The organism is Williamsia sp. MIQD14 (assembly GCF_051025635.1).
GTDB lineage: Bacteria > Actinomycetota > Actinomycetes > Mycobacteriales > Mycobacteriaceae > Williamsia_A.
Genome location: NZ_JBPFDG010000001.1, coordinates 866,472 through 887,498, shown reverse-complemented (window position 1 = coordinate 887,498; position 21,027 = coordinate 866,472). Strand labels below are relative to the sequence as shown.

Annotated in this window: 19 protein-coding genes; 12 read left to right on the top strand and 7 right to left on the bottom strand. The window is 69.6% G+C overall.

Annotated features, from left to right (window positions below):
• The first annotated feature begins 48 nt into the window (after positions 1–48).
• Positions 49–933, top strand: a complete 885-nt coding sequence (locus ACQ7HM_RS03800) for a polysaccharide deacetylase family protein (RefSeq protein ID WP_434214895.1) — start codon at positions 49–51, stop codon at positions 931–933.
• Between the two features lie 14 nt (positions 934–947).
• Here the strand turns inward: ACQ7HM_RS03800 and ACQ7HM_RS03795 are convergent, their stop codons facing one another.
• Positions 948–1,163 (bottom strand): hypothetical protein, encoded by a 216-nt coding sequence (locus ACQ7HM_RS03795; RefSeq protein ID WP_434214894.1) that lies wholly within the window; start codon positions 1,161–1,163, stop codon positions 948–950.
• A 44-nt stretch (positions 1,164–1,207) separates the two neighbouring features.
• Entirely contained in the window at positions 1,208–3,073 is a 1,866-nt protein-coding gene (locus ACQ7HM_RS03790; protein ID WP_434214893.1) for a glycosyltransferase, read from the bottom strand.
• Between the two features lie 51 nt (positions 3,074–3,124).
• Here ACQ7HM_RS03790 and ACQ7HM_RS03785 point away from each other — a divergent pair, with 51 nt between their 5' ends.
• From ACQ7HM_RS03785 to ACQ7HM_RS03775, 3 genes are read left to right on the top strand one after another with little or no spacing between them, the layout of a single operon-like run.
• On the top strand, positions 3,125–3,886 hold the full coding sequence (locus ACQ7HM_RS03785) for a hypothetical protein (protein ID WP_434214892.1): 762 nt from the start codon (positions 3,125–3,127) through the stop codon (positions 3,884–3,886).
• Positions 3,887–3,933: 47 nt separating this feature from the next.
• Positions 3,934–4,758, top strand: coding sequence for an S-methyl-5'-thioadenosine phosphorylase (locus tag ACQ7HM_RS03780; protein WP_434214891.1), 825 nt, complete (start codon positions 3,934–3,936; stop codon positions 4,756–4,758).
• On the top strand, positions 4,755–5,783 hold the full coding sequence (locus tag ACQ7HM_RS03775) for an NAD-dependent epimerase/dehydratase family protein (protein ID WP_434214890.1): 1,029 nt from the start codon (positions 4,755–4,757) through the stop codon (positions 5,781–5,783). Before ACQ7HM_RS03780 ends, ACQ7HM_RS03775 begins: the two co-directional genes overlap by 4 nt.
• 12 nt (positions 5,784–5,795) lie before the next feature.
• Here the strand turns inward: ACQ7HM_RS03775 and ACQ7HM_RS03770 are convergent, their stop codons facing one another.
• Entirely contained in the window at positions 5,796–7,184 is a 1,389-nt protein-coding gene (locus ACQ7HM_RS03770) for a hypothetical protein (RefSeq protein WP_434214889.1), read from the bottom strand.
• A 134-nt stretch (positions 7,185–7,318) separates the two neighbouring features.
• Between ACQ7HM_RS03770 and ACQ7HM_RS03765 the strand changes: the two genes are divergently transcribed.
• The 7 genes from ACQ7HM_RS03765 to ACQ7HM_RS03735 all read left to right on the top strand — a co-directional run bounded on the left by ACQ7HM_RS03765 (position 7,319) and on the right by ACQ7HM_RS03735 (position 14,086).
• Positions 7,319–8,014, top strand: a complete 696-nt coding sequence (locus ACQ7HM_RS03765; protein WP_434214888.1) for a glycosyltransferase family 2 protein — start codon at positions 7,319–7,321, stop codon at positions 8,012–8,014.
• Complete coding sequence (locus tag ACQ7HM_RS03760) at positions 8,011–8,700, top strand: TIGR04282 family arsenosugar biosynthesis glycosyltransferase (RefSeq protein ID WP_434214887.1); 690 nt, start codon at positions 8,011–8,013, stop codon at positions 8,698–8,700. Before ACQ7HM_RS03765 ends, ACQ7HM_RS03760 begins: the two co-directional genes overlap by 4 nt.
• On the top strand, positions 8,687–9,430 hold the full coding sequence (locus ACQ7HM_RS03755; protein ID WP_434214886.1) for a class I SAM-dependent methyltransferase: 744 nt from the start codon (positions 8,687–8,689) through the stop codon (positions 9,428–9,430). Before ACQ7HM_RS03760 ends, ACQ7HM_RS03755 begins: the two co-directional genes overlap by 14 nt.
• A gap of 74 nt (positions 9,431–9,504) precedes the next feature.
• Positions 9,505–10,281: an SDR family NAD(P)-dependent oxidoreductase gene (locus ACQ7HM_RS03750; protein WP_045821323.1), complete on the top strand. Its 777-nt coding sequence runs from the start codon at positions 9,505–9,507 to the stop codon at positions 10,279–10,281.
• A 166-nt stretch (positions 10,282–10,447) separates the two neighbouring features.
• On the top strand, positions 10,448–11,506 hold the full coding sequence (locus tag ACQ7HM_RS03745; protein WP_434214885.1) for an extracellular solute-binding protein: 1,059 nt from the start codon (positions 10,448–10,450) through the stop codon (positions 11,504–11,506).
• Between the two features lie 4 nt (positions 11,507–11,510).
• Complete coding sequence (locus tag ACQ7HM_RS03740; protein ID WP_434214884.1) at positions 11,511–13,037, top strand: ABC transporter permease; 1,527 nt, start codon at positions 11,511–11,513, stop codon at positions 13,035–13,037.
• The gene (locus tag ACQ7HM_RS03735) at positions 13,034–14,086 is read left to right on the top strand and encodes an ABC transporter ATP-binding protein (RefSeq protein WP_434214883.1); all 1,053 of its coding nucleotides are present in this window, start codon (positions 13,034–13,036) and stop codon (positions 14,084–14,086) included. Before ACQ7HM_RS03740 ends, ACQ7HM_RS03735 begins: the two co-directional genes overlap by 4 nt.
• An 8-nt stretch (positions 14,087–14,094) precedes the next feature.
• Here the strand turns inward: ACQ7HM_RS03735 and ACQ7HM_RS03730 are convergent, their stop codons facing one another.
• The 3 genes from ACQ7HM_RS03730 to ACQ7HM_RS03720 all read right to left on the bottom strand — a co-directional run bounded on the left by ACQ7HM_RS03730 (position 14,095) and on the right by ACQ7HM_RS03720 (position 17,939).
• Positions 14,095–14,886 (bottom strand): alpha/beta fold hydrolase, encoded by a 792-nt coding sequence (locus tag ACQ7HM_RS03730; RefSeq protein ID WP_434214882.1) that lies wholly within the window; start codon positions 14,884–14,886, stop codon positions 14,095–14,097.
• 241 nt (positions 14,887–15,127) lie between these two features.
• Positions 15,128–16,960: an acyl-CoA dehydrogenase gene (locus ACQ7HM_RS03725; RefSeq protein WP_434214881.1), complete on the bottom strand. Its 1,833-nt coding sequence runs from the start codon at positions 16,958–16,960 to the stop codon at positions 15,128–15,130.
• A 199-nt stretch (positions 16,961–17,159) separates the two neighbouring features.
• Positions 17,160–17,939, bottom strand: a complete 780-nt coding sequence (locus ACQ7HM_RS03720; RefSeq protein ID WP_434214880.1) for a deoxyribonuclease IV — start codon at positions 17,937–17,939, stop codon at positions 17,160–17,162.
• A 78-nt stretch (positions 17,940–18,017) separates the two neighbouring features.
• On the opposite strand from ACQ7HM_RS03720, the gene ACQ7HM_RS03715 reads away from it, so the two are divergent.
• A complete protein-coding gene (locus ACQ7HM_RS03715; protein WP_434214879.1) occupies positions 18,018–19,421 on the top strand; it encodes a WS/DGAT/MGAT family O-acyltransferase in 1,404 nt (467 codons plus the stop codon).
• Between the two features lies 1 nt (position 19,422).
• Here ACQ7HM_RS03715 and ACQ7HM_RS03710 read toward each other — a convergent pair whose 3' ends face one another.
• On the bottom strand, positions 19,423–21,021 hold the full coding sequence (locus tag ACQ7HM_RS03710; RefSeq protein ID WP_434214878.1) for a GMC family oxidoreductase: 1,599 nt from the start codon (positions 21,019–21,021) through the stop codon (positions 19,423–19,425).
• Positions 21,022–21,027 lie beyond the last annotated feature (6 nt).

The window sequence follows — 21,027 nt, the reverse complement described above, 5'->3', positions numbered from 1 at the left end:
AACCGGGCATCGTGCGGGCATGCGACTCCGTCGGCGCATGATGGAGTGATGGCCCTGCCCTCACACGGTCGCTTCGACCACTCCGCCATCGGTGACCGACCGCAGTTCGACTGGCCCGGCGGTGCGCGTCTCGCCGTCTACGTCGCCGTCAACTGCGAACACTTCGCCTACGACTCCGGCGCCCCGGGACTCGGCTACACCCCGGACATGGCTCAGCCGAACACCTACAACTGGGCGTGGCGCGAGTACGGCAACCGCGTCGGCGCGTTCCGGCTCGCGGACACCCTGCGCCGCAGCGGTATCCGGCCGACGCTCCTGGTCAACACCGAGGTTTACGAGCACGCCCCCGAGGTGATCGCGGCGTTCCGTGCGCTCGACGCCGATGTGGTCGCCCACGGTCGCACGAACTCGACGCAGCCCAACGCGCTGACCCGCGACGCCGAACGCGCCGAGATCGACGCGGTGTACCGCGCCATCGAGACCCACGAGGGGCGGCCGCCGCAGGGGTGGATGAGCCCGGGCGCCAACCCGAGTCGCATCACCGAGGACCTGTTGGCGGAGAGGGGGTTCACCTACACCCTCGACTGGCCGGTCGACGACCAACCCGTGTGGCTGCGCACCGACGCCGGACCGCTGCTCAGCGTGCCCTATCCCCACGAGGTGAACGATCTGCCGGTCTTCGTCCACCACCACGCGACGGCCGAGACGTTCGAGCAGATGATCGTCGACTCGTTCGACGAACTGCTCGAGAACGCGAGATCACAGCCGGTGGTGCTGTCGATCTCGACGCACACGTTTCTCACCGGACAGCCCTATCGCCTCCGTCGCTTCCGGGCTGCTCTGGAGCACATGACGTCTCACGCAGAGGGTGTGTGGTTCACGACGGCGGGCGACATCGCCGAGCACTATCGCGGACTGTTCCCGCCGGGGTGACCCTGCGGTGGTCGTCAGGGGATGCCGACGTCGGTGATGGCCTCGGCCGCCCGCCGCTGCTCGGCGGAGAGCGCACCGGGAGCCACCGGCCGCGCCCTCTCCCACTTGCCGTGGACAGGGCACCGCTGCCAGCGACTCCCGCCGAGGCGAACCGCCTTGAGTGACACCATCGGCACCCAGATGGTCGAGTAGAACCCGCCGGACGCGCACTGTACAACTGTTCGCTTCACCCGACCGATCATTCGCCTGTCGAACGAACCGCGCAAGGTCTGGATCAGATCCCGTAGAGCCGTTCCCAGTTGCCGGTACTGGTCAATTCGGGCATCGCCGACCGGTACTGCTCGGCCACCGCAGGGGCCTCGCGTCGGAACCGCATCGACAACCGCACGAGGCGGTCGGTCATCTCACGGGCGAGATCGCGTCGGTAACGCCGCTCGCGGCACCCGTGCTGGGAGGCATCGGTGACGAAGACGTGGTCGAATTGTCCGACATGCCACCACGTGGCGTCCTCGAACGACACCGCGACCGGGCCGCCGATCAACCGGCCGCGCGCATGCGCCGCCACGCGCTTGGCGAGCACGGCGTTCTCCCATCCCGGCTTCGGCGGGGGAGCGGCCCGACGGATGGGGACCGAGGCCGGCACCGCGGTCATCGGCGTGATCACGGTCTCGGCGAAGCGCTTGCGTTCGGCGTTGATCTCCGCGAGTGCGGTGGCGCCGCCGTCGTCGAGAATCGCTGGGCCGTCGAGGAAGTCGTTCAACGCGCGCAGCTGGGTGTAGGCGAGGCCGTACTGGAGGCTGACCACCGACCGCACGATGTCGCGGCTGAGTTCCTTGATGACGGCGTCGGCGCGGAACCCGGGTTCGAGTGCGGCGGTGATGAGGCCGTTGCGGGTGGCGAAGTAGTGCGCGAAGCCGTCGACGTCCTTCCAGTAGAAGTCGGCGTGCCACACACCGGCGCCCGGCAGGGTCACCGTGGGGATGCCCGACCGCGCCGCGCGCAGGCCGTATTCGACGTCGTCCCACTGGAAGAACACCGGCAGCGGCATCCCGATCCGCGCGACGACCTCGGCGGGGATCAGGCAGGTCCACCAGCCGTTGTACTGCGCGTCGATGCGGCGGTCGGTGATCTTCTTGAGCATGTCCTTGTTCTGCTGCGCGAACTTGTCGCCCGCGACACCACGCCGCAGGGTCACGAGGTCGACGCGCTCGGCCGAGGCCAGCAGATAGGTCGGGTTGTGCAGGAACAACATCTGCGCGCCGACGATGGCCGGTGACTCGGTCATCGACGCGAACGCGCCGAGCCGCAACACGGTCTCCGGCTCGCACAGGATGTCGTCGTCCATCAGGATCACGTCGCCCTGCGGGTTGCGGCGGACCGCCTCGAGCAGGCCCCGGCTGAAACCGCCTGCGCCACCGAGGTTCTTCTGCTGGATGTAGTGCAGCTTGTCGCCGAAGGTGGGGCGCACCTGCTCGAACAGCGGGTGCCGGTCGACGGTGTCGGTGCCCTGATCGACCACCCAGACCCCGTCGACCGCTGACATGGCCTGATCATCCGACGCCAGCGCCGCGACGGTCTCGGCGCACTGCGGCACACGGTTGTGGGTGCAGATGGCCACCGAGACGGGACGACGCGGGCCGGCCGCGGTCACCGACCACTCGACGGAGTCGACGCGGGCCGCGCCGTCGATCGCCTCGAAGCTCAGCCACATCGCGCCGCCGTCGGCGAAGACGTTGAGCGGCGCGTCGATCGAGATGGTCTGCGGGCCGTCGACGGCCGGGTCGGTGAGCTCGACGGCGTCGACGATGCGGTGGTGGCTGCCGATGTCCGATGCCATCAACACGGCCCGGAAGTGCGCCGACGCGTGCACCTGCAGGCTCACGGTCACCGACGTCGCGGTCGTCCAGCGCTGCCAGTAGCTGGCCGGGAACCGACCGAAGAAGGTGTTCATGTCGGCGCGGGCACCGCGCTGCAGGTGCAGGGTCGAGCGGGTCTGATCGCCGCTGCCGTGCCGCACGACGGCGTAGAGGGCCGCGTTCGCGACGGGAGTCGTACCCGCGAACAGACCGCGGGCGACGACCCGTCGCCCGCCTGACGTCTCGTCGTGAACCGGTCGGGGCGCCGTGTCGGGGGAGGTCACCGTGGCAGACTATCGCGACACGACCCGCCTGCTCCCGATCGTGAGGCGACGATGGGTTTCTACGACGTCAACTGCATGATCACCGGGGTCAGCCTGTCGTCGGCCCGCGCGACCGCGGTCATCCTGCGCCACTCGAACGGTGTCGATGTGCCGACGTCGCCCGGAGTCCACGGCACCTATGACCGATACGGGACGATCGACCTGATCCGCGAGGACTCCGTCACCGACCGCGTCCTCGAGTTCTTCGTCGACGCCGCGCGCACGGGGTCGTTCGGCGGTGAGATCTATGAGGAATCCGAGTCGTTCGGTCCCGACCGAGATATGACCGACCACGACATCGAGGGCCTGTTGCGCGTGCTCACCGACAGCAATCTCGTGTTCTCAGGACTCGACCAGCCCACCGCCACGCTCGACGGGGATCGGATCACCATGGCACTGGTGGCATCGACCGTGTGGGAGTCGATCTGTTCCGGCGGACAAGATCTCCCGGATGGACCGTCGTCGTGGGCGATCAGGGCATTCGGGGACACGCCGCTCGCCGCCCACCTCGACGCGTCGCCGTCGCCGGACGTCGACGCGTCTTTGCGAGAGTTGCTCACGGTCAGCGCGACTCTGCGCGACGTCGGTCTGCACTGGGCGTCGGTGTTCGACCCCGATCAGCGGTTCCCGTCCGATGGTGCCCAGCACGGAAGCGACGAGATCGTCCCCTCCGTGACCACGGCCCGCCGGATCCACCGCGACCACCCGTCGATCCTGGCCGGTGTCGAGGCGTGCGTCCGGGAGTCGGGGTGGGACACCCGCTACGAGCTCTGACACCCCGCCACCGGCGCCGCTCCGCGGCATCGGGCAAGGTTGTCGCCATGAGCGACCAGCACAACCGCGCCCGGATCGGCGTCATCGGGGGGACGGGCTTCTACTCGTTCTTCGATTCCGACGCCGAGCAGATCGAGATCGACACCCCCTTCGGCGCCCCCAGCGCCCCGGTGTCGGTGGGCACCGTCGACGGCGTCGACGTCGCGTTCGTCCCCCGACACGGACTGCACCACGAGTACCCGCCGCACCGCGTGCCGTACCGCGCGACGATGTGGGCGCTGCGGTCGCTCGGTGTGCGTCGTGTCCTCGCGCCCTGCGCGGTCGGCAGCCTCGTCGCCGAGATCGGACCGGGTGCGGTGGTCATCCCCGACCAGCTCGTCGACCGCACGTCGGGACGTGAGCAGACCTTCTTCGACATCGACGCCGTGCACGTGAGCTTCGCCGATCCGTACTGCCCGCAGCTGCGCTCCGCCGCGCACGAGGCCGCACTCGCCGTGCCCGCGAAGCCGCCGGTGGTCGACGGCGGCACGATGGCGATCGTGGAGGGGCCGCGCTTCTCCACCCGCGCGGAGAGCCAGTGGTTCGCCCGGCAGGGCTGGACCCTGGTCAACATGACCGGTCACCCCGAGGCCGTCCTCGCCCGCGAGCTCCAGATGTGTTACGCCCCCATCGCTCTCGTCACCGACTACGACGCCGGCGTGAACGCCGGCGAGGGCGTCTCCGAGGCCGACGTCTACGCCGTCTTCGAACGCAGCCTCGCGATGTTGAAGGGATTGTTGACCCACACCGTCGCCCTCGTCGACACCGACGGCGAGTGCGACTGTGCCGCAGGCGGACACAATCTCGCCGCACTCCTGCCGGGTCTGGCATGAGTCGGGTCCTGCTCACCGGCGCCGCCGGGTTCATCGGGTCGCACATCCGACGCCAACTGCTCGAGCGTGGCCACGACGTGGTCGCCGTCGACGGCATGATCCCCGCCGCCCACGGCCCCGACGCGCAGGCCCCCGACGGCGTGCAGGTCGCCAATCTCCGCGGCGCAGACATCGATTCGATGCTCGACGGCGTCGACGTGGTGTGTCATCAGGCCGCGATGGTGGGCGCGGGCGTCGACGCCCGCGACGCCCCCGACTACGCCGCCGACAACGATCTCGTGACCGCCCGGCTGCTCGCCGCGATGTATCGGGCCGGCTGCTCGCGCCTCGTTCTCGCGTCGTCAATGGTCGTCTACGGCGACGGGACCTACACCGACGCGGTGGGCGCGCCGGTCGACCCGCCCGCCCGCACCCTCGAGGCACTCGAGGCCGGCCACTTCGAGCGCTACCTCCCCGACGGCACGCCCGCGCAGTGGGCGCTGACGCCGGAGAGCGCGCCGATCGCCCCGCGCAGCTACTACGCCGCGAGCAAGGCCGCGCAGGAGGCGTTCGCCATGGCCTGGACGCTGGAGACCGGCGGTTCGGTCACCGCGCTGCGCTACCACAACGTCTACGGGCCGCACATGCCGCGCGACACCCCGTATGCCGGAGTCGCGGCCATCTTCCGGTCGCAGCTCGAGAACGGTCGTGCGCCGACGGTGTTCGAGGACGGCGGGCAGATGCGGGACTTCGTCCACGTCGACGACATCGCCCGCGCCAACGTCGCCGCGATCGAGAACACCCCACCGGGGTTCGACGCGTTCAACGTCTGCTCGGGCCACCCCATCACCATCGGCGAGGTCGCCCACGAGCTGTGCCGGTCGATCGACGGACCCGAGCCGGTCACGACCGGACGGTTCCGGCCCGGCGACGTCCGCCACATCGTCGCCGATCCGGCCCACGCCCGCGAGACGCTGGGGTTCACCGCGCAGATCACCCCGGAGCAGGGGATCCGCGAGTTCGCGACCGCACCGCTGCGGGACTGAGCCCGCCCCTGCTCACCAGTGGGTGCGGACGATGCTGTTGATGAGCAGCGCGGTGAGCACCTGCGCGGCCAGCCAGAACCGTTGATGGCGCGGCGGCAGCAGTGCGGTGGTGGTGAGGATCCAGGCGCCGAACGGCAGCCAGATGCGTTCGGTCTCGGCTTTGCTCAGTCCGCTGAGGTCGGCCAGCGCCATCGCGAGCAACCCCGCGAGGCCGAGGATCACGACGGCCTCGCGTCGGGCGATGGGGCGTCGTCGTAGGGCCCGCGCGAGGCCGACCACGGCCGCGGGCCCAACTGCGCACATCGACGCCGCGAAATTCGCCCACACCCAGTACGAGTACGGACGCTTGCTGGCGATGCCCTGGTAGTAGCGCTCGTAGACGAGGTGGTAGCCGTCGAGCCACCAGAAACCCGCCGCGGCGAAGACCGCCACCACGATCAGGGCCGCGGGGATCGCCCACAGCAGTGGCCGCCACGCACGCGCCACGATCAGCGTCGCCACGGCGATGACGCCCATCAGCGTGAGGCCGTAGTTGCAGAAGATGCCGAACGCGAGCAGCAGTCCGGCCCCGACGCCGGCGACGGCCCGGACACGCGCGCGGTCGGTGGTGGCCGAGACGGCCAGCAACGCGATCCCCCAGGCGACGACGCCCATGAAGTAGCCGTCGGCCGACACCCCGATCCACACCGCGCCGGGGGTGACCGCGGCGAACGGTGCGAGGCGGCGTGCGGTGGTCTCGTCGGCGAGGCAGCGCACCGCGAGGCACAGCGCGATCACCGCGCTGGTGCCCACCACGATGCAGAACACCCCCGCCCGGGTGCCGGTGCCCAGGCCCACCCGGTCGAGGAGCACGAAGCTCAGCAGCGCCCCCACGGGGTGACCGGAGACGTGGGTGGGCCACGAGTTGGGCTGGAAATCGAGGATCCGCGAGTCGAACGTGGACAGGAGTCGCCTGATGTCGGTCACGCCGCGTGCGGTGGGGAGGTACTCGTCGGGTCGATCGAGCTGGGTGGAGATACCGCGGGTCCACCCGTCGATGAGCGCCAGGCTCACCGTCCACGCGATGCCCACGATCCACGTGACGGCCAGCAGCGCCCGCCACCGCAGCGTGCGCGCGACCCAGGGGCCGAACACGATCACCAGCAGCCCGATCGCCACGGCGACGGCGGTGCTGTAGTTGCCGTGCGGCTCCACCCCGCCGAACAGCGGTGGAGCGAGCACGAAGATGTTCAGCTTGAGTTCCGGCGAACCGTAGAACGGCACGAGGATCGCGGTGAGCAGGAGCGCGGCCGCGGCGAGGATGGCGGCGGTGTCGCGGAACCACCGGGACCGTCCTGCGGGCGATGCGCCCCGGGGGAGCTCCTCGCGAATGTCCGTTTCGTCGCTCTGTGTGGCCGTCACCGTTCCAATCTAGGCATCGACCGCGCCGATTCGTTCACGACCGCACCGCAGCGGGGTGTGCGGTGGTCACGTTATGGTTCGAGCATGGCCTTTTCGCGGCGCGACACCGGTCCGAGCCAATAGCCTCGGACACGATGGACACCCCTGCCTGTTCGACCCCGGCTGTCGAGACCGTCACGGTCGTCATCCCGTGTCGTGACGAAGCGCGTTCCCTGCCCGATCTGTTGGCCCGGATGCCCGAGGGGTACCGCCCGTTGGTGGTCGACAACGGCAGCACCGACGGTACTGCCGAGGTCGCGACCGCGCACGGCGCTGTCGTTGTGTATCAACCTGTTCCGGGTTACGGCAGTGCGGTGCACGCCGGCGTGCTGGCCGCGCAGACCGACATCGTCTGCACCATCGACGGTGACGGGTCGATGGATCCGGCCGATCTGGTGTCCCTCGTCGCGCTCCTCGAGAACGGCGCCGACCTCGCCGTCGGATGCCGCAAACCGGTCGAACGCGGCGTGTGGCCGCTGCACTCGCGTGTCGGAACACTGTGGGCGGCGCGGCGTTTGCGGCGCACGCTCGGCATCGACGTCCACGACATCGGTCCGATGCGCGCCGCGCGCCGGAACCGACTGCTGGAGTTGACGATCGAGGACATGCGCTTCGGATATCCGGTCGAGTTGCTCGCGCGCGCCGCCGACGCGGGATGGACGGTCGCCGAGACCGACGTCTCCTATAGGCCGCGCACCGCGGGCACGTCGAAGGTGTCGGGGTCGTTCCTCGGATCGGCCCGCGCCGCTCGCGATTTCCTCGGCGCGCTGAGTTCGGGGGCACGGTCGTGAGCGCATCGCGCGCGATCCTGGTGGTCGCGAAGGCACCCGTACCCGGACTGGTGAAGACACGGCTGATGGCGCGGTACTCCGCGGTCGAGGCCGCGACCCTGGCGTCGGCGGCCCTGCTCGACACCCTCGACACGGCGTTGTCGGTGCCCGGCGCGCTCGTCGTGGTGTCGATGGCCGGTGTGATCGACGACGCCGTCGGATCCGACGATCTGCGCGCACGTCTGTCTCGAACCACGGTGATGGAACAGCACGGGGACACGCTCGGGGATCGCCTCGACCGCGCCCACCGCGACGCCGCCGCGCAGGTGGGCGGCGGACGGGTGATGCAGATCGGCATGGACACCCCCCAGGTGACGGTGGAACTGCTGGTCAGCGGCCTCGACGCGCTCGACGACCATGACGCCGCGCTCGGCCTCGCCACCGACGGTGGGTGGTGGGGGCTCGCCGTCTCCGACGCCCGCGGGGCGCACGTGCTGCCCGATGTCGCCATGTCGCGGTCGGACACCGGTGAGCGGACTCTCGACGCGTTGCGGCACGGAGGATGTAGCGTGGCCCTTCTGAAGTCCTTGACCGATGTGGACCATCCGGCGGACGTGACCGAGGTGGCCGAGACCTGTGCCCCGACGAGCGCGTTCGCGAGGATCTCCGCCGAACTGAGATCGGCGGTGGCCCATGAGCGTTCCTGATGGATTCTCCCCACGCTTCTCCCCGGACGAGGATGTCGCCCACGGTGCGCTCGACCTGTCCGACGAGACCCCACATTTCGACGACGCGTTCCTCGACGCCGTACGCGGACAGAACAGTTGGCTGCGGCTGGCCGACGGCACCCGGACCTGCCTGCCCGTGACCCGGTGGTTGGGGACGAGCGGCGACCACGAGGACGCCGCCTTCGACCGCCACATCGCCCGGATGTGTTCCGGTCCCACCATCGATCTCGGCTGCGGCCCGGGTCGCCTCGTGAGTGAACTCATCGATCACGGTGTGTGCGCGCTCGGAGTCGACCGCAGCGCCCGCGCCATCGCGATGACGCGCAAGCGCGGGGGTGTCGCGTTGCGGCGCAGCATCTTCGAGCGCATGCCCGGCGAGGGTGGCTGGCATCACGCCCTGCTGATCGACGGCAACGTCGGCATCGGTGGCGACCCCCACGAGGTGGTGCGTCGGGCGGCCGATCTCGTCGCACCCGGTGGCACGGTGATCGTCGAGCTCGAATCCGGTGTCGGTTCGGCGGCGGGATGGAACGGATCGGTGTGGTCGGGCGCGGTGCGTGTCGAGTCGCGCAACGTCGCCGGGCCGTGGTTCCCCTGGGCGCGTGTCGGCGTCGGTGCCGCGCGCGAGATCGCCGAACGCGCCGGTTTGCGGCTGGGCACCGCCCACGTCATCTCCGGACGGCACCTCGTCGAGCTCGTCCGCCCCTGACCCGGGAGGCCCCTGAGCGAGCGCTCGGGCGGGGTGTTCTGGTCGAGCCGGTCGGGTGCTCGTAGGCTGCGTTCATGGATATCTCTGGAGCAAGTGCAATCGTCACCGGTGGTGCCTCGGGCATCGGAGCGGCCGCCGCGCGGCAGCTCGCCGCGAAGGGCGCCCACGTCGTCGTCGCCGACCTACAGGCTGAGAAGGGCGAGGCCCTCGCCAAGGAGATCGGTGGCGTGTTCGTCAGCGTCGATGTGACCGACACCGAGCAGATCAAGGCCGCGGTCGACAAATCGCTCGAACTCGGACCGCTGCGTGCGCTGGTGAACTCGGCGGGTATCGGTTCGGCGCAGCGCACCATCGGGCGCGACGGCGAGTACGACTCGGCGTTCAACCTCGACAACTACAAGAAGGTTATCGCGATCAACCTGATCGGCACCTTCGACTGCATCCGTCTGGCCGCCACCGCGATGAGTCGCGGCGAGGAGACCGCCACCGGCGAGAAGGGTGCCATCGTGTCGATGGCCAGCGTCGCGGCGTTCGACGGCCAGATCGGGCAGGTCGCGTACTCGTCGTCGAAGGGCGGCGTCGTGGGCATGACCCTGCCGGTGGCCCGCGACCTCGCGGCGGCCAAGATCCGCGTCAACACCGTGGCCCCGGGTCTCATCGACACCCCGATCTACGGCGAGGGCGAGGATTCGGAGAAGTTCAAGGCGCACCTGGGCCAGAGCGTCCTGTTCCCCAACCGTCTCGGACAGCCCGACGAGCTGGCCTCGATGGTCATCGAGCTGATCACCAACTCGTACATGAACGCCGAGGTCGTGCGCGTCGACGGCGGCATCCGGATGCCCCCGAAGTAGGCGACGCCACCTCGCGCGACCACTCCCGCCTCCCGCGACCGTTCCGACGGTCGCGGGAGGCGGTTCTGGTCGCGGGGGTCTCGTATTAGGGCACCGAGGGCAGGCTTACCTCACCCACAAGGTAAAGTGATCTTTACTGTTGGATCCGCCCGAGAACGAGGTTCGAGTGTCGCTCACCCGCAAACTGTCCGTCGTCGCCGCCACCGCGGTCCTCCTGGGCGGGGTGGCCGCGTGCGGTTCCTCGTCCTCGTCGGACGGGGAGGGGTCTGCCGCGGGGTCCTCGGTCTCGTCGTCCGGGTCCGAGCTCGTCGTCTACTCCGGCCGCGACGAGGACCTCGTCGACCCGCTCATCGACCGCATCGGTGCGGGCGTCGGCGTGCCGGTCGAGGTCGACTACTCCGGCAACACCAACGCCCAGGCCGCGAAGATCCTCGAGGAGGGCGACCGCAGCCCGGCGGACGTGTTCCTCGGGCAGGACGCCGGCGCACTGGGTGCGCTCGACGACGCGGGCGTGCTCGCGCCGCTGCCGCAGGACATCCTCGACCGCGTGCCCGAGCAGTACCGCGGCGCCGACGGCACCTGGGTCGCGACATCGGCGCGGGCCCGCGTGCTCGCGTACAACACCGACGACGTCCAGACCGCGGACCTGCCCACCGGGATCGACGGGATCCTCGACCCGCGCTGGAAGGGCAAGATCGGCTACGCCCCGACCAACGCCTCGTTCCAGGCGTTCGTCACCGGGCTGCGCGTCGCGCGCGGCGACGACGGCGCGGAGAGGTGGCTGCGCGCCTTCGCGGCGAACGAGCCCGTCTCCTTCGAGGGGAACGGCCCGCTGATCAGCGCCGTCGACGACGGTCAGATCGCGGCCGGTCTCACGAACCACTACTACTTCTATCCCTATGTCGCGGAGAAGGGTTCGGCCGCGTCGCTGGCGCTGCACTCGTTCGACGCGAACGACCCCGGCTCGCTGGTGAACGTCGCCGGTGTCGGCGTCCTGACGTCCGCGGACAACCAGGAGCAGGCCTTCGCGCTCGTGCGGGAGATGTTGTCGAACTCCTCGCAGCAGTACTTCGCCGACGAGACCGCCGAGTATCCGGTCATCGGTGGGATCACCTCGAAGTACGACCTCCCGCCCCTGCCGCAGGGCGCCTCGGACCTCGACCTCGGACAGCTCGCATCCCTGGAGCAGACCCAGGCCATGCTCACCAAGGTCGGGATGATCTGACGCGATGCCCCGACGAGCGCTCGGCGCGACGGCGCTCGTCGTGGCCGCGGGGAGCCTGATCCCGCTGGTGTACCTGGTGATCCGCGCATTCGAGCGTGGGCCCGACACAGTGACGGCGCTCCTCTCCCGCCCGCGGACGGCGGAACTGGCGCTCGCCACGGTCGTGCTCGTCGTGCTCGTGACCGCGCTGTCGATGGTGATCGGCACAGCGCTGGCGTGGCTGACGACGCGGACCGACCTGCCCGGCCGGCGGGCGTGGGCCATCGCGCTCGCGGCGCCGCTGGCGATCCCGTCGTACGTCTCCGGCTACGTCTGGATCGCCGACGTGCCGTCGCTGGCAGGGCTGCCCGGCGCGGTGCTCGTGCTGACCACCGCGTGCTTCCCGCTCGTGATGCTCCCGGTGGCCGCGGCGCTGGCGACCGGTGACACCGGCACGGTGGACGCGGCACGCACGTTGGGGCGCAGTGCACTTCGGACAACGCTGACGGTCGAGATGCGCCGCGTGTGGCCTGCGGTGGCGGCCGGTGGGCTGCTCGCCGCGCTGTACACGATGAGCGACTTCGGGGCCGTCGCCCTCATGCGGTACGAGGCGTTCACCGTCGGCATCTACAGCGCCTACCGCGGCGGCTTCGACCGGACCGCGGCCGCGGTCCTCGGGGTCGTCCTCGTGATCCTGGCCGTGGTGGTGACGCTGATCGAGCGTCGTGTGCGCCGGGGTGCGACGGCCCGCGTCGGGTCCGGGGTCGATCGTGTCCTCGCCCCGATCGAGCTGCGCCGCATGCGGTTCCCGGCTGTCGCTCTCGTGGTGGCAGTTCTCGCGGTCGGGGTGGGCTACCCGGTCGTCGGGCTGATCGGCTGGGTGGTGCGGTCGCTGCGGCGGTCGCTCGACCTGGCCGACGTGCTCGCGACGACCGCTTCGACGGTGCAGATGTCGGCGATGGCGGCGCTGGTCGTCGCGGTGCTGGCGTTCCCGGTCGCGCTCTTCGCGGTGCGATCGAACTCGCCCGCAGCGCGATTCGCGGAGTCGGCGACGTACGTGGCCCACGGCCTTCCGGGGATCACGATCGCGCTGGCCATGGTGTTCGTCGGGATCCGCCTGCTGCCGGGGATCTACCAGACCGAGGGACTGCTGATCGTGGCCTACGCCGTGCTGTTCCTCCCGCTGGCCGTCGGCAGCACACGCGCCGCGATCGCGGCGTCGCCGGCGGCCCTCGAGGACGTCTCCCGCACGCTGGGTCGTGGGGGACTGTCGACGACGCTGCGGGTCACCGTGCCGATCGCGGCACCCGGGATGATCGCCGGTGCGGCGCTCGTCTTCCTCACGGTGGCAAAGGAACTGCCCGCCACCCTCATGTTGCGCCCGCGTGGGGTCGACACTCTGGCGACCGAGCTCTGGTCGACCACGCAGGTGCTCCGCTACGGGGAGGCCGCGCCGTACGCGCTCGCGCTGATCGTCGTCTCGGCCGTCCCGACGTTCCTCCTCACCCGGGTGATCGCACCCCGGCCGAGTCGCGCGGTGGTGCCCGCTTGACCGCCGAGAACGTGCCTGTCCCGGACGCGGTGCACCTCGACGAGGTGTCGGTGTCCCACGGCCGGCGGACCGTCGTGCACGCGGTGTCGCTGGCGGTGGCGCCCGGGGCGATCACCGCGGTGCTCGGTCCCTCGGGATGCGGCAAGACGACGCTGCTGCGGGGCGTCGCCGGCCTGCATCCCGTCGATTCGGGACTCATCACCCTCGGTGGCCAGGTGGTCGCGGACGGACGACGCCGGTCGGTCCCGGCCGAGCGCCGCGGCGTCGGCCTCATGCCGCAGGAGGGCGCTCTCTTCCCGCACCTCGACGTCGCCGCGAACATCGCGTTCGGACTGCCCCGCGCCGGTGGTCGCGACGCCCGCGCAGCACGCGTCCGGGAGGTGGCCGAGCTGTCCGGTGTCGGCGATCTCCTCGACGCACGACCCCAGCATCTTTCGGGCGGTCAGCAACAGCGGGTAGCGCTGGCGCGGGCTCTCGCGCCGCGACCCCGCGTGGTGTTGCTGGACGAGCCGTTCGCGGCCCTCGACGCCGGCCTGCGATCGTCTCTGCGGGACGACGTCACCGCCGCGCTGCGCGCGCAGGGGACGGCCGCGATCGTGGTGACCCACGATCAGGCCGAGGCGCTGTCGATCGCCGACGACGTCGTGGTGATGCTCGACGGCCACGTCGCGCAGGCGGGGACACCGCAGGAGATCTACACGAGTCCGCTGTCCCGGCGGGTCGCCGAGTTCGTCGGCGACGCCGTGATCCTCGACGCCGACCGTGACAGCGCCACCGCCAGCTGCGTTCTCGGCGACGTCGCGGTGCACGGGCCCGGATCCGGTCACGGGGTCGTGGTCGTACGGCCCGAACAGGTTGTCGCCGAGCCTGATCCGTACGGTCCGTTCCAGATCGACCGCATCACGTTCACCGGTCCGGACAGCGTGACGATGCTGCGGCACGTCGACACCGGTGTGCTGGTCCGTTCACGCGCGGCGGGTCGTGACCTGACGGTGGGCGACCGAGCAGGCCTGAACGTCACCGGATCGACGATGTTCCTGCCGCGCTGAGGGCCGGATCAGCCGGTGCGGCCGAGGATGAGTTCCACGGTCTGGGCCGGCTGATCCCACATCGGGAAGTGGCCGCACTTGGAGAACCAGTGCAGCTCGGAGCCCGGGAACGCCGCGTGTGCCCGTTCCGCCTGCTTGGGCAACGTGACACGGTCCTGGCGGCCCCAGCCGATGGTGACCCGGCCGGGCGTCGTGCCGGCAGGTGCGCCCTCCTGCAGGGGACCGTCGACAAGTGCGTCGAGCGCGTCGCGCAACGACGTCGCCTTCTTGAAGCTGCGCATCTCGTGCAGTGCCACCGACGCGGGCAGCTTCCACGGCGCCGCCGAGAACTGCGTGAGCAACGCCGTGCGTCCGACCGGGTTGCCGGTCAGCGCGGGCATCACCGGTTGCAAACCGAGGACGAGCGGCAGTGACGCCTTGAGCGCCGTGCTGAAGAAGCGGAGTTCACCGGGGCTCCAGAAGCCGCCGGGATCCAGCGCGACGGTATCGCCGCCCACGCCGCGGCGCGCCAACTCGAGAACCATGCGCGCGCCCATCGAGCTGCCGACGGTGTCGATGCCCGCGAGGTCGTGGGCATCGATGAAGTCGGCGACCGCGTCGGTGAGCGAGGCGATGGTCACCTCACCAGGAAGAGGTGCGCTGTCGCCGAATCCGGGGAGATCGATACTGATCACGTCGCGGTGCTGTGCGAGCCGATCGAGGATGGGCGACCACGAGGCCCAGCTCGCGCCGAGACCATGGACGAGCAGCAACGGGGTTCCGCTGCCACGACGATCGAAATTGAGTGAGCTGCCGACCATGGGTGGCCTTCCGCGAGTGGGGTCCCCGTGCGACGACTTCTCCGTCACCAATGGGGTTGTCCCGTCGACGTTACCGGCTGCACACGATCGGCCGTGGCCGCCACCTGAGGCGAACGCGCGTCGACGGTTCATCCGCGCGCCCGGTTCGGCGCGCGTGTGAACGGTGGGCGCGCGACATCGTCGGACGCGACGAAAGCGGGCCCGGTCGTGGTGACCGGGCCCGCTTGTCGTTGCACTCAGATCAGAACGCGGCTTCGTCGAGCTCCATGGGGTCATTGTCGATGGTGTCGATGATGGCCTTGGTGGAGGTCAGCTGCGGCAGCATGTTCTTCGCGAAGAACGAGGCGACGCCGATCTTGCCGTCGTAGAACGACTTGTCGGCACCGGTGGCGCCGTTGTCGAGCGCGGTGAGGGCGACCTCGGCCTGACGCAGCAGCAGCCAGCCGATCATGAGGTCGCCGACCGACATCAGGAAGCGCACCGAACCGAGACCCACCTTGTAGAGCTGGGTCGCGTCCTCCTGGGCTCCCATGAGGTAGCCGGTGAGGGTGGCGGCCATGCCCTGCACGTCGTCGAGGGCGGTCTTGAGCAGCGCGCGCTCGGCCTTGAGGCGACCGTTGCCGGCCTCGGAGTCGATGAACGAGCTGATCTGGCCGGCCACGTGCGCGAGCGCCTGCCCCTTGTCGCGGATGATCTTCCGGAAGAAGAAGTCCTGCGCCTGGATGGCCGTGGTGCCCTCGTACAGGGTGTCGATCTTGGAGTCGCGGATGTACTGCTCGATCGGGTAGTCCTGCAGGAAGCCGGACCCACCGAGTGTCTGCAGCGACTCGGTGAGGGTGCCGTAGGCCCGCTCGGAGCCGACGCCCTTGACGATCGGGAGCAGCAGGTCGTTCACGCGGAACGCCATGTCCTTGTCGGCGCCGGAGACGATCTGCGCCGACGACGGATCCTGGTGCGAGGCGGTGTAGAGGTAGATCGCGCGCAGGCCCTCGGCGTATGCCTTCTGGGTGAGCAGTGCGCGACGCACGTCGGGGTGATGGGTGATGGTGACGCGCGGCGCGGCCTTGTTCGTCATCTGCGTCATGTCGGCACCCTGGACGCGCTGCTTCGCGTAGTCGAGAGCGGTGAGGTAGCCGGCCGACAGGGTGGCGATGGCCTTGGTGCCCACCATCATCCGGGCGTGCTCGATGACGTCGAACATCTGCGCGATGCCGTCGTGGACCTCGCCGACGAGCCAGCCCTTGGCCGGGATGCCGTGCTGGCCGAAGGTGACCTCACAGGTGGCCGAGACCTTCAGACCCATCTTGTGCTCGACGTTGGTGACGAAGACACCGTTGCGCTCGCCGAGCTCACCGGTCTCGAAGTCGAAGTGGTACTTGGGGAGGAAGAACAGCGACAGGCCCTTGGTGCCGGGACGCGCGCCCTCGGGGCGGGCCAGCACGAGGTGGAAGATGTTCTCGGTCATGTCCTGATCGGCCGAGGTGATGAAGCGCTTCACGCCGTCGATGTGCCACGAGCCGTCGTCCTGCTGTACGGCCTTGGTGCGGGCGGCGCCCACGTCGGAGCCGGCGTCGGGCTCGGTGAGGACCATGGTGGCGCCCCAGCCGCGCTCGGCGCAGATCTCGGCCCACTTCTTCTGCTCGTCGGTGCCGTTGTTCCAGAGGATCTCCGAGAAGCCGGTGCCGGCGCCGTACATGAACAGCGCGGGGTTGGCGCCGAGGATCATCTCGCTGATGGCCCAGAACAGGGTGCGCGGGGCGGGCATGCCGCCGAGCTCCTCGGCGATGCCGACCTTGTCCCAGCCGGCGTCCAAGAACGCCTTGTAGGACTTCTTGAACGACTCGGGCAGCGTCACCGTGTGGTTCTCGGGATCGAAGACCGGCGGGTTGCGGTCGGAGTCGACGAACGAGTCGGCGATCGGCCCCTCGGCGAGGGTCCGGACCTCTTTGAGCATGTCGATCGCGGTCTCGCGGTCCAGGTCACCGAAGTCGCCGCTGGCGAGGACCTCATCGAGCTTGAACAGCTCGAACAGGTTGAACTCCAGGTCTCGCAGGTTGCTCTTGTAATGGCCCATCAGGGAATCCTTCGTTCTACGGGGCTGGGTCGACGCACGAACTGGGCGTCTACAAGCGAGCGATCGGTAGGTTACCCGCGAGTAATAACGCCAAATATACAACCGGACACGGCGCCTGCCAACTCCCTCGTGAGCGATGTGTCCAACATCCCCCGGGGCCCCCTGGGTGACGTGACGTCACCCGCAGGAGACAGTGCGGTCAGGCCAGCTGCTCGCGGAGAAAGGCCAGGTCATCGGCGACACCCTCTGCGGGGGTCTCGAGGATCACCGGCGCCGCGGCGGCGCGGGCGACCTCGACGAGAACCTCCGAACCGATGTGTCCGTCGGTGAGGTTGGCGTGGCGGTCGCGGCCGGAATCGAACTCGTCGCGCGAGTTGTTGAGGTGCACCAGGTCGATGCGACCGGTGATGTCGCGGATCCGCTCCACCAGCCCGACGAGGTCTTCGCCGCCGGCCCACGCGTGACAGGTGTCGAGGCAGAAGCCCGCCTGGTCGAAGTCGCCGACGGCATCCCACAACCGTTCGATCGACTCCAGCGTGCGGGCCATGGCGTGGTCGCCACCGGCGGTGTTCTCGATGAAGATCGGGACGGCGAACCCGCCCTTGTCGGCCTGGCGCTCGAAGAGCTTGCGCCAGTTGGCGAATCCCTCGGCGTCGTCCTCGCCGTCGCCGAGGTGACCGCCGTGCACCACGAGGCCGATGGCGCCGAGATCGGCGGCCGCGGCGGCCTGGAGTTCGACCGCCTTGCGCGACGGCATCCGCAACCGGTTGTTCAGGCTCGCGACGTTGATGATGTACGAGGAGTGCACCACCACGTCGATCGGCGACGACCGGATCCGGTCGGCATCGGCGTGCGGTTCGGGTTTCGGGAGCTTCCGGTCCTGCGGATCGGTGACGAACATCTGCAGCAGATCGGCGCCCATGTCCTCGGCGGTCCCGATGGGGTCGGTGTCGGTGCGTACGTGTGCTCCCAATCGCATGACTCCCACGATAGGAGTAGTCCAGAGTGGAGACACCCGGCGGAGTGCTGGTGGGTCCGGAGAGAGGATGGTCGGGCGATGGAACGACTCAGTGGGTTGGACGCGTCGTTCCTGTACCTGGAGACGCGCTCGATGCTCATGCAGGTGGTGGGTCTCATCGAGATCGACCCCTCGACCGTCCCCGGCGGGTGGTCGTTCGATCGCATGCTGGCCGAGATGGACCGCCGCATCACCGCGATGCCCACCTTCCGCCGCAAGCTGCACGACTCCCTGTTCAACCTCGACCACCCGGTGTGGATCGAGGACCGCGCGTTCGACATCGAGCGGCACGTCCACCGGGTCGCGCTGCCCGATTCCGGCGGCGACGTCGAACTCGCGGAGTTCTGCGCGCACATCGCCGGCGTCCCGCTCGACCGCAGCAAGCCGCTCTGGGAACTGTGGGTCATCGAGGGTCGTCCCCACGGCAACATCGCGATCATGCTGCGCATGCACCACGCCGGCGTCGACGGTGTCTCGGCGGCGGATCTCCTCGCGCAGCTGTGTTCGCTGACCCCTGATGACCCCGACCTCGACGAGGACAAGGTGGGCACCTCGGCCGGCGGTGCGTCGCTACCGGCGCTCGTGGCCGACGGACTGGTGAACTTCGCCGTCCGACGTCCCATCTCGATCGCCCGGATGCTGCCCCAGACCGTGCGCGTGCCGTTCCAGTGGGCCAGCCGCTCCCGGTCGCACGAGGCGATGCCGGCACCGTTCAGCGCGCCGCGCGTGGCGTTCAACGGCACCATCACCCCGCACCGGTCCATCGCGTTCACCCAGATCTCGCTCGACGACATCAAGACGATCAAGAACCACTTCGACGTCACCATCAACGACGTGGTGATGGCGGTGGTGGCCGGCGGACTGCGGAAGTACCTCACCGACACCGACGACCTGCCCGACCGTCCACTCATCGCCGCGGTCCCGGTGTCGACCCACGGCGAGGAGGACGACCGACTGGTCGTGGCGGGGACCAATCAGGTCACCGCGATGATGATGACGCTGCCCACCGACGTCGACGACCCCGTCGCGCGGGTCGACGCCATGCGCGAGCTGTCGACGACGGCGAAGTCGCACCACAAATCGCTCGACGCGTCGCTGCTGCGCGGGTGGGCCCAGCTCATCCCGCCGATCACAATGGGCGCGTTGACCCGCCTGTACTCGAACTACCATCTCGCCGAGCGGCATCCGGCGGTCGTGAACGTCATCATCTCCAACGTGCCCGGCCCGTCGTTCCCGCTGTACTTCCTCGGGTCGCGGATCCGTGCGCTGTTCCCACTGGGTCCGGTCGCCCACGGTATGGGCCTCAACGTGACGGTCATGTCGTGCGACGGCCAGATGAACTTCGGCGCGATCGCCTGCAAGGAACAGATGCCCGATGCGTGGCCGCTCATGCGGGCGATGGAGGACGACGTGAAAGCGCTTCTCGCCGAGTGCTCCTCGTGACTCACCCCTGAGCGAGCAGCTCCGCGGCCTTCTCGCCGATCATGATCGCCGGGGCGTTGGTGTGGCCGCGGATGATCACCGGCATCACCGACGCGTCGGCCACCCGCAGCCCCTGCACGCCGCGCACGCGGAGATCGGGATCGACGACGGAGTCGTCGTCGGTGCCCATCCGGCACGTGCCCACCGGGTGGTAGAGCGTCTGGGTGTCGAGGTTGATGGCGGCGTCGACGAGTTCGCCCAGGGTCGGTGATCCGTCGAGAGCCGGTCGGAGGTAACGGTTCCCGACGACGTCGGACAATGGCGCGGTCTCGAAGAGCTTGGCGCAGATCTCGACGCCGGCGGCCAGGGTCGCGCGGTCGTGCCCGTCGGGATCGGTGAGGTAGCGCGGGTCGATGATCGGTGCGGCGAGCGGGTCGGCCGAGGCGAGACGGACGGTGCCGGCGCTGCGCGGCTGCAGCAGCACCGCCGCGATGGTGATGCCGTCCTCCTCGGGGGCGACGAGCCCCTGGCCGAGGAACGGGGCGGGGACGAAGAGGATCTCGATGTCGGCCAGCCCGGTGTCGTCGAGGCCGGTCTGCAGGAACCCGTAGGTCTCGGCCACGTTCGAGGTGAGCATCCCCTTGCGGCGGGCGAGGTAGTTGATGAGCGACTTCGGCTTCGTCGCCCGGTAGAGCGTCGGCTCGTCGGTGGTGCGGGTGATGCCCGCGGCGAGATGGTCGAGCATCTTCGATCCGACGTCGGGTCGGTCGACGAGGACGTCGATGCCGTGATGGCGCAGGTGCTCGGCGTCGCCGATGCCCGAATGCATCAGCAGGGCAGGGGAGTTGACCGCGCCGCCGGACAGGATCACCTCACGCTTGGCGGTGACCACGCGGGTGGTGCGGTCCTCGACGAACTCGACCCCGACCGCACGGGTGCCCTCGAACACCACACGGGTGGCGTGGGCGCCGGTGAGCACCGTGAGGTTGGGACGTTTCATCGCCTCGCGCAGGTAGGCGTCGGCGGTGCTCTCGCGGGCGCCGCGGCGCTGGGTCACCACGGTCTCGGTGAACCCGTCGGGGGTCGCGACGTTGGGCGGCGCCTGCTGATAACCGAGTCGTGCGGCGGCGGCCATGCACAGGTCGTTGAGCGGGCTGGGGCTGCGCTGGCGGGAGATCTCCATCGGTCCGCCGCGGCCGTGGTCGGGGTCGGTCGACCACGGGGTGTTCTCGATCCGCCGGTACCACTTGACGGCCTCGTCGTAGGACCACTGGTCGCCGGCGGCCGCGGCCCACGCGTCGTAGTCGGCGGCGAAGCCGCGCACCCACATCATCGCGTTGAGCGAACTCGACCCGCCGAGAGTCTTGCCGCGGGGCCAGAAGATCTGTCGCTGTTTGAGTTCGGGCTGATCTGCGGTGAAGTAGTTCCAGTCGACATCGGAACCGAAGAGCTGCGCGAACGCGGCCGGGATGTGGATGAACTTGTCCTTGTCGGGCCCACCGGCCTCGAGGAGCGTGACGTGGGTGTCCGGGTTCTCGGTGAGGCGGGCGGCGATCACCGCCCCGGAGGACCCCGCCCCCACGATGACGTAGTCGCTGCCGGGCACTGCGGAGTCGTCCATGACGTC

Excerpts from the sequence above, each read along its gene's own strand:
- ACQ7HM_RS03800 (WP_434214895.1), top strand. The coding sequence starts at position 49 with ATGGCCCTGCCCTCACACGGTCGCTTCGACCACTCCGCCATCGGTGAC.
- ACQ7HM_RS03785 (WP_434214892.1), top strand. The coding sequence starts at position 3,125 with ATGGGTTTCTACGACGTCAACTGCATGATCACCGGGGTCAGCCTGTCG.
- ACQ7HM_RS03780 (WP_434214891.1), top strand. The coding sequence starts at position 3,934 with ATGAGCGACCAGCACAACCGCGCCCGGATCGGCGTCATCGGGGGGACG.
- ACQ7HM_RS03775 (WP_434214890.1), top strand. The coding sequence starts at position 4,755 with ATGAGTCGGGTCCTGCTCACCGGCGCCGCCGGGTTCATCGGGTCGCAC.
- ACQ7HM_RS03765 (WP_434214888.1), top strand. The coding sequence starts at position 7,319 with ATGGACACCCCTGCCTGTTCGACCCCGGCTGTCGAGACCGTCACGGTC.
- ACQ7HM_RS03755 (WP_434214886.1), top strand. The coding sequence starts at position 8,687 with ATGAGCGTTCCTGATGGATTCTCCCCACGCTTCTCCCCGGACGAGGAT.
- ACQ7HM_RS03750 (WP_045821323.1), top strand. The coding sequence starts at position 9,505 with ATGGATATCTCTGGAGCAAGTGCAATCGTCACCGGTGGTGCCTCGGGC.
- ACQ7HM_RS03740 (WP_434214884.1), top strand. The coding sequence starts at position 11,511 with ATGCCCCGACGAGCGCTCGGCGCGACGGCGCTCGTCGTGGCCGCGGGG.
- ACQ7HM_RS03730 (WP_434214882.1), bottom strand. The coding sequence starts at position 14,886 with ATGGTCGGCAGCTCACTCAATTTCGATCGTCGTGGCAGCGGAACCCCG.
- ACQ7HM_RS03725 (WP_434214881.1), bottom strand. The coding sequence starts at position 16,960 with ATGGGCCATTACAAGAGCAACCTGCGAGACCTGGAGTTCAACCTGTTC.
- ACQ7HM_RS03720 (WP_434214880.1), bottom strand. The coding sequence starts at position 17,939 with ATGCGATTGGGAGCACACGTACGCACCGACACCGACCCCATCGGGACC.
- ACQ7HM_RS03715 (WP_434214879.1), top strand. The coding sequence starts at position 18,018 with ATGGAACGACTCAGTGGGTTGGACGCGTCGTTCCTGTACCTGGAGACG.
- ACQ7HM_RS03710 (WP_434214878.1), bottom strand. The coding sequence starts at position 21,021 with ATGGACGACTCCGCAGTGCCCGGCAGCGACTACGTCATCGTGGGGGCG.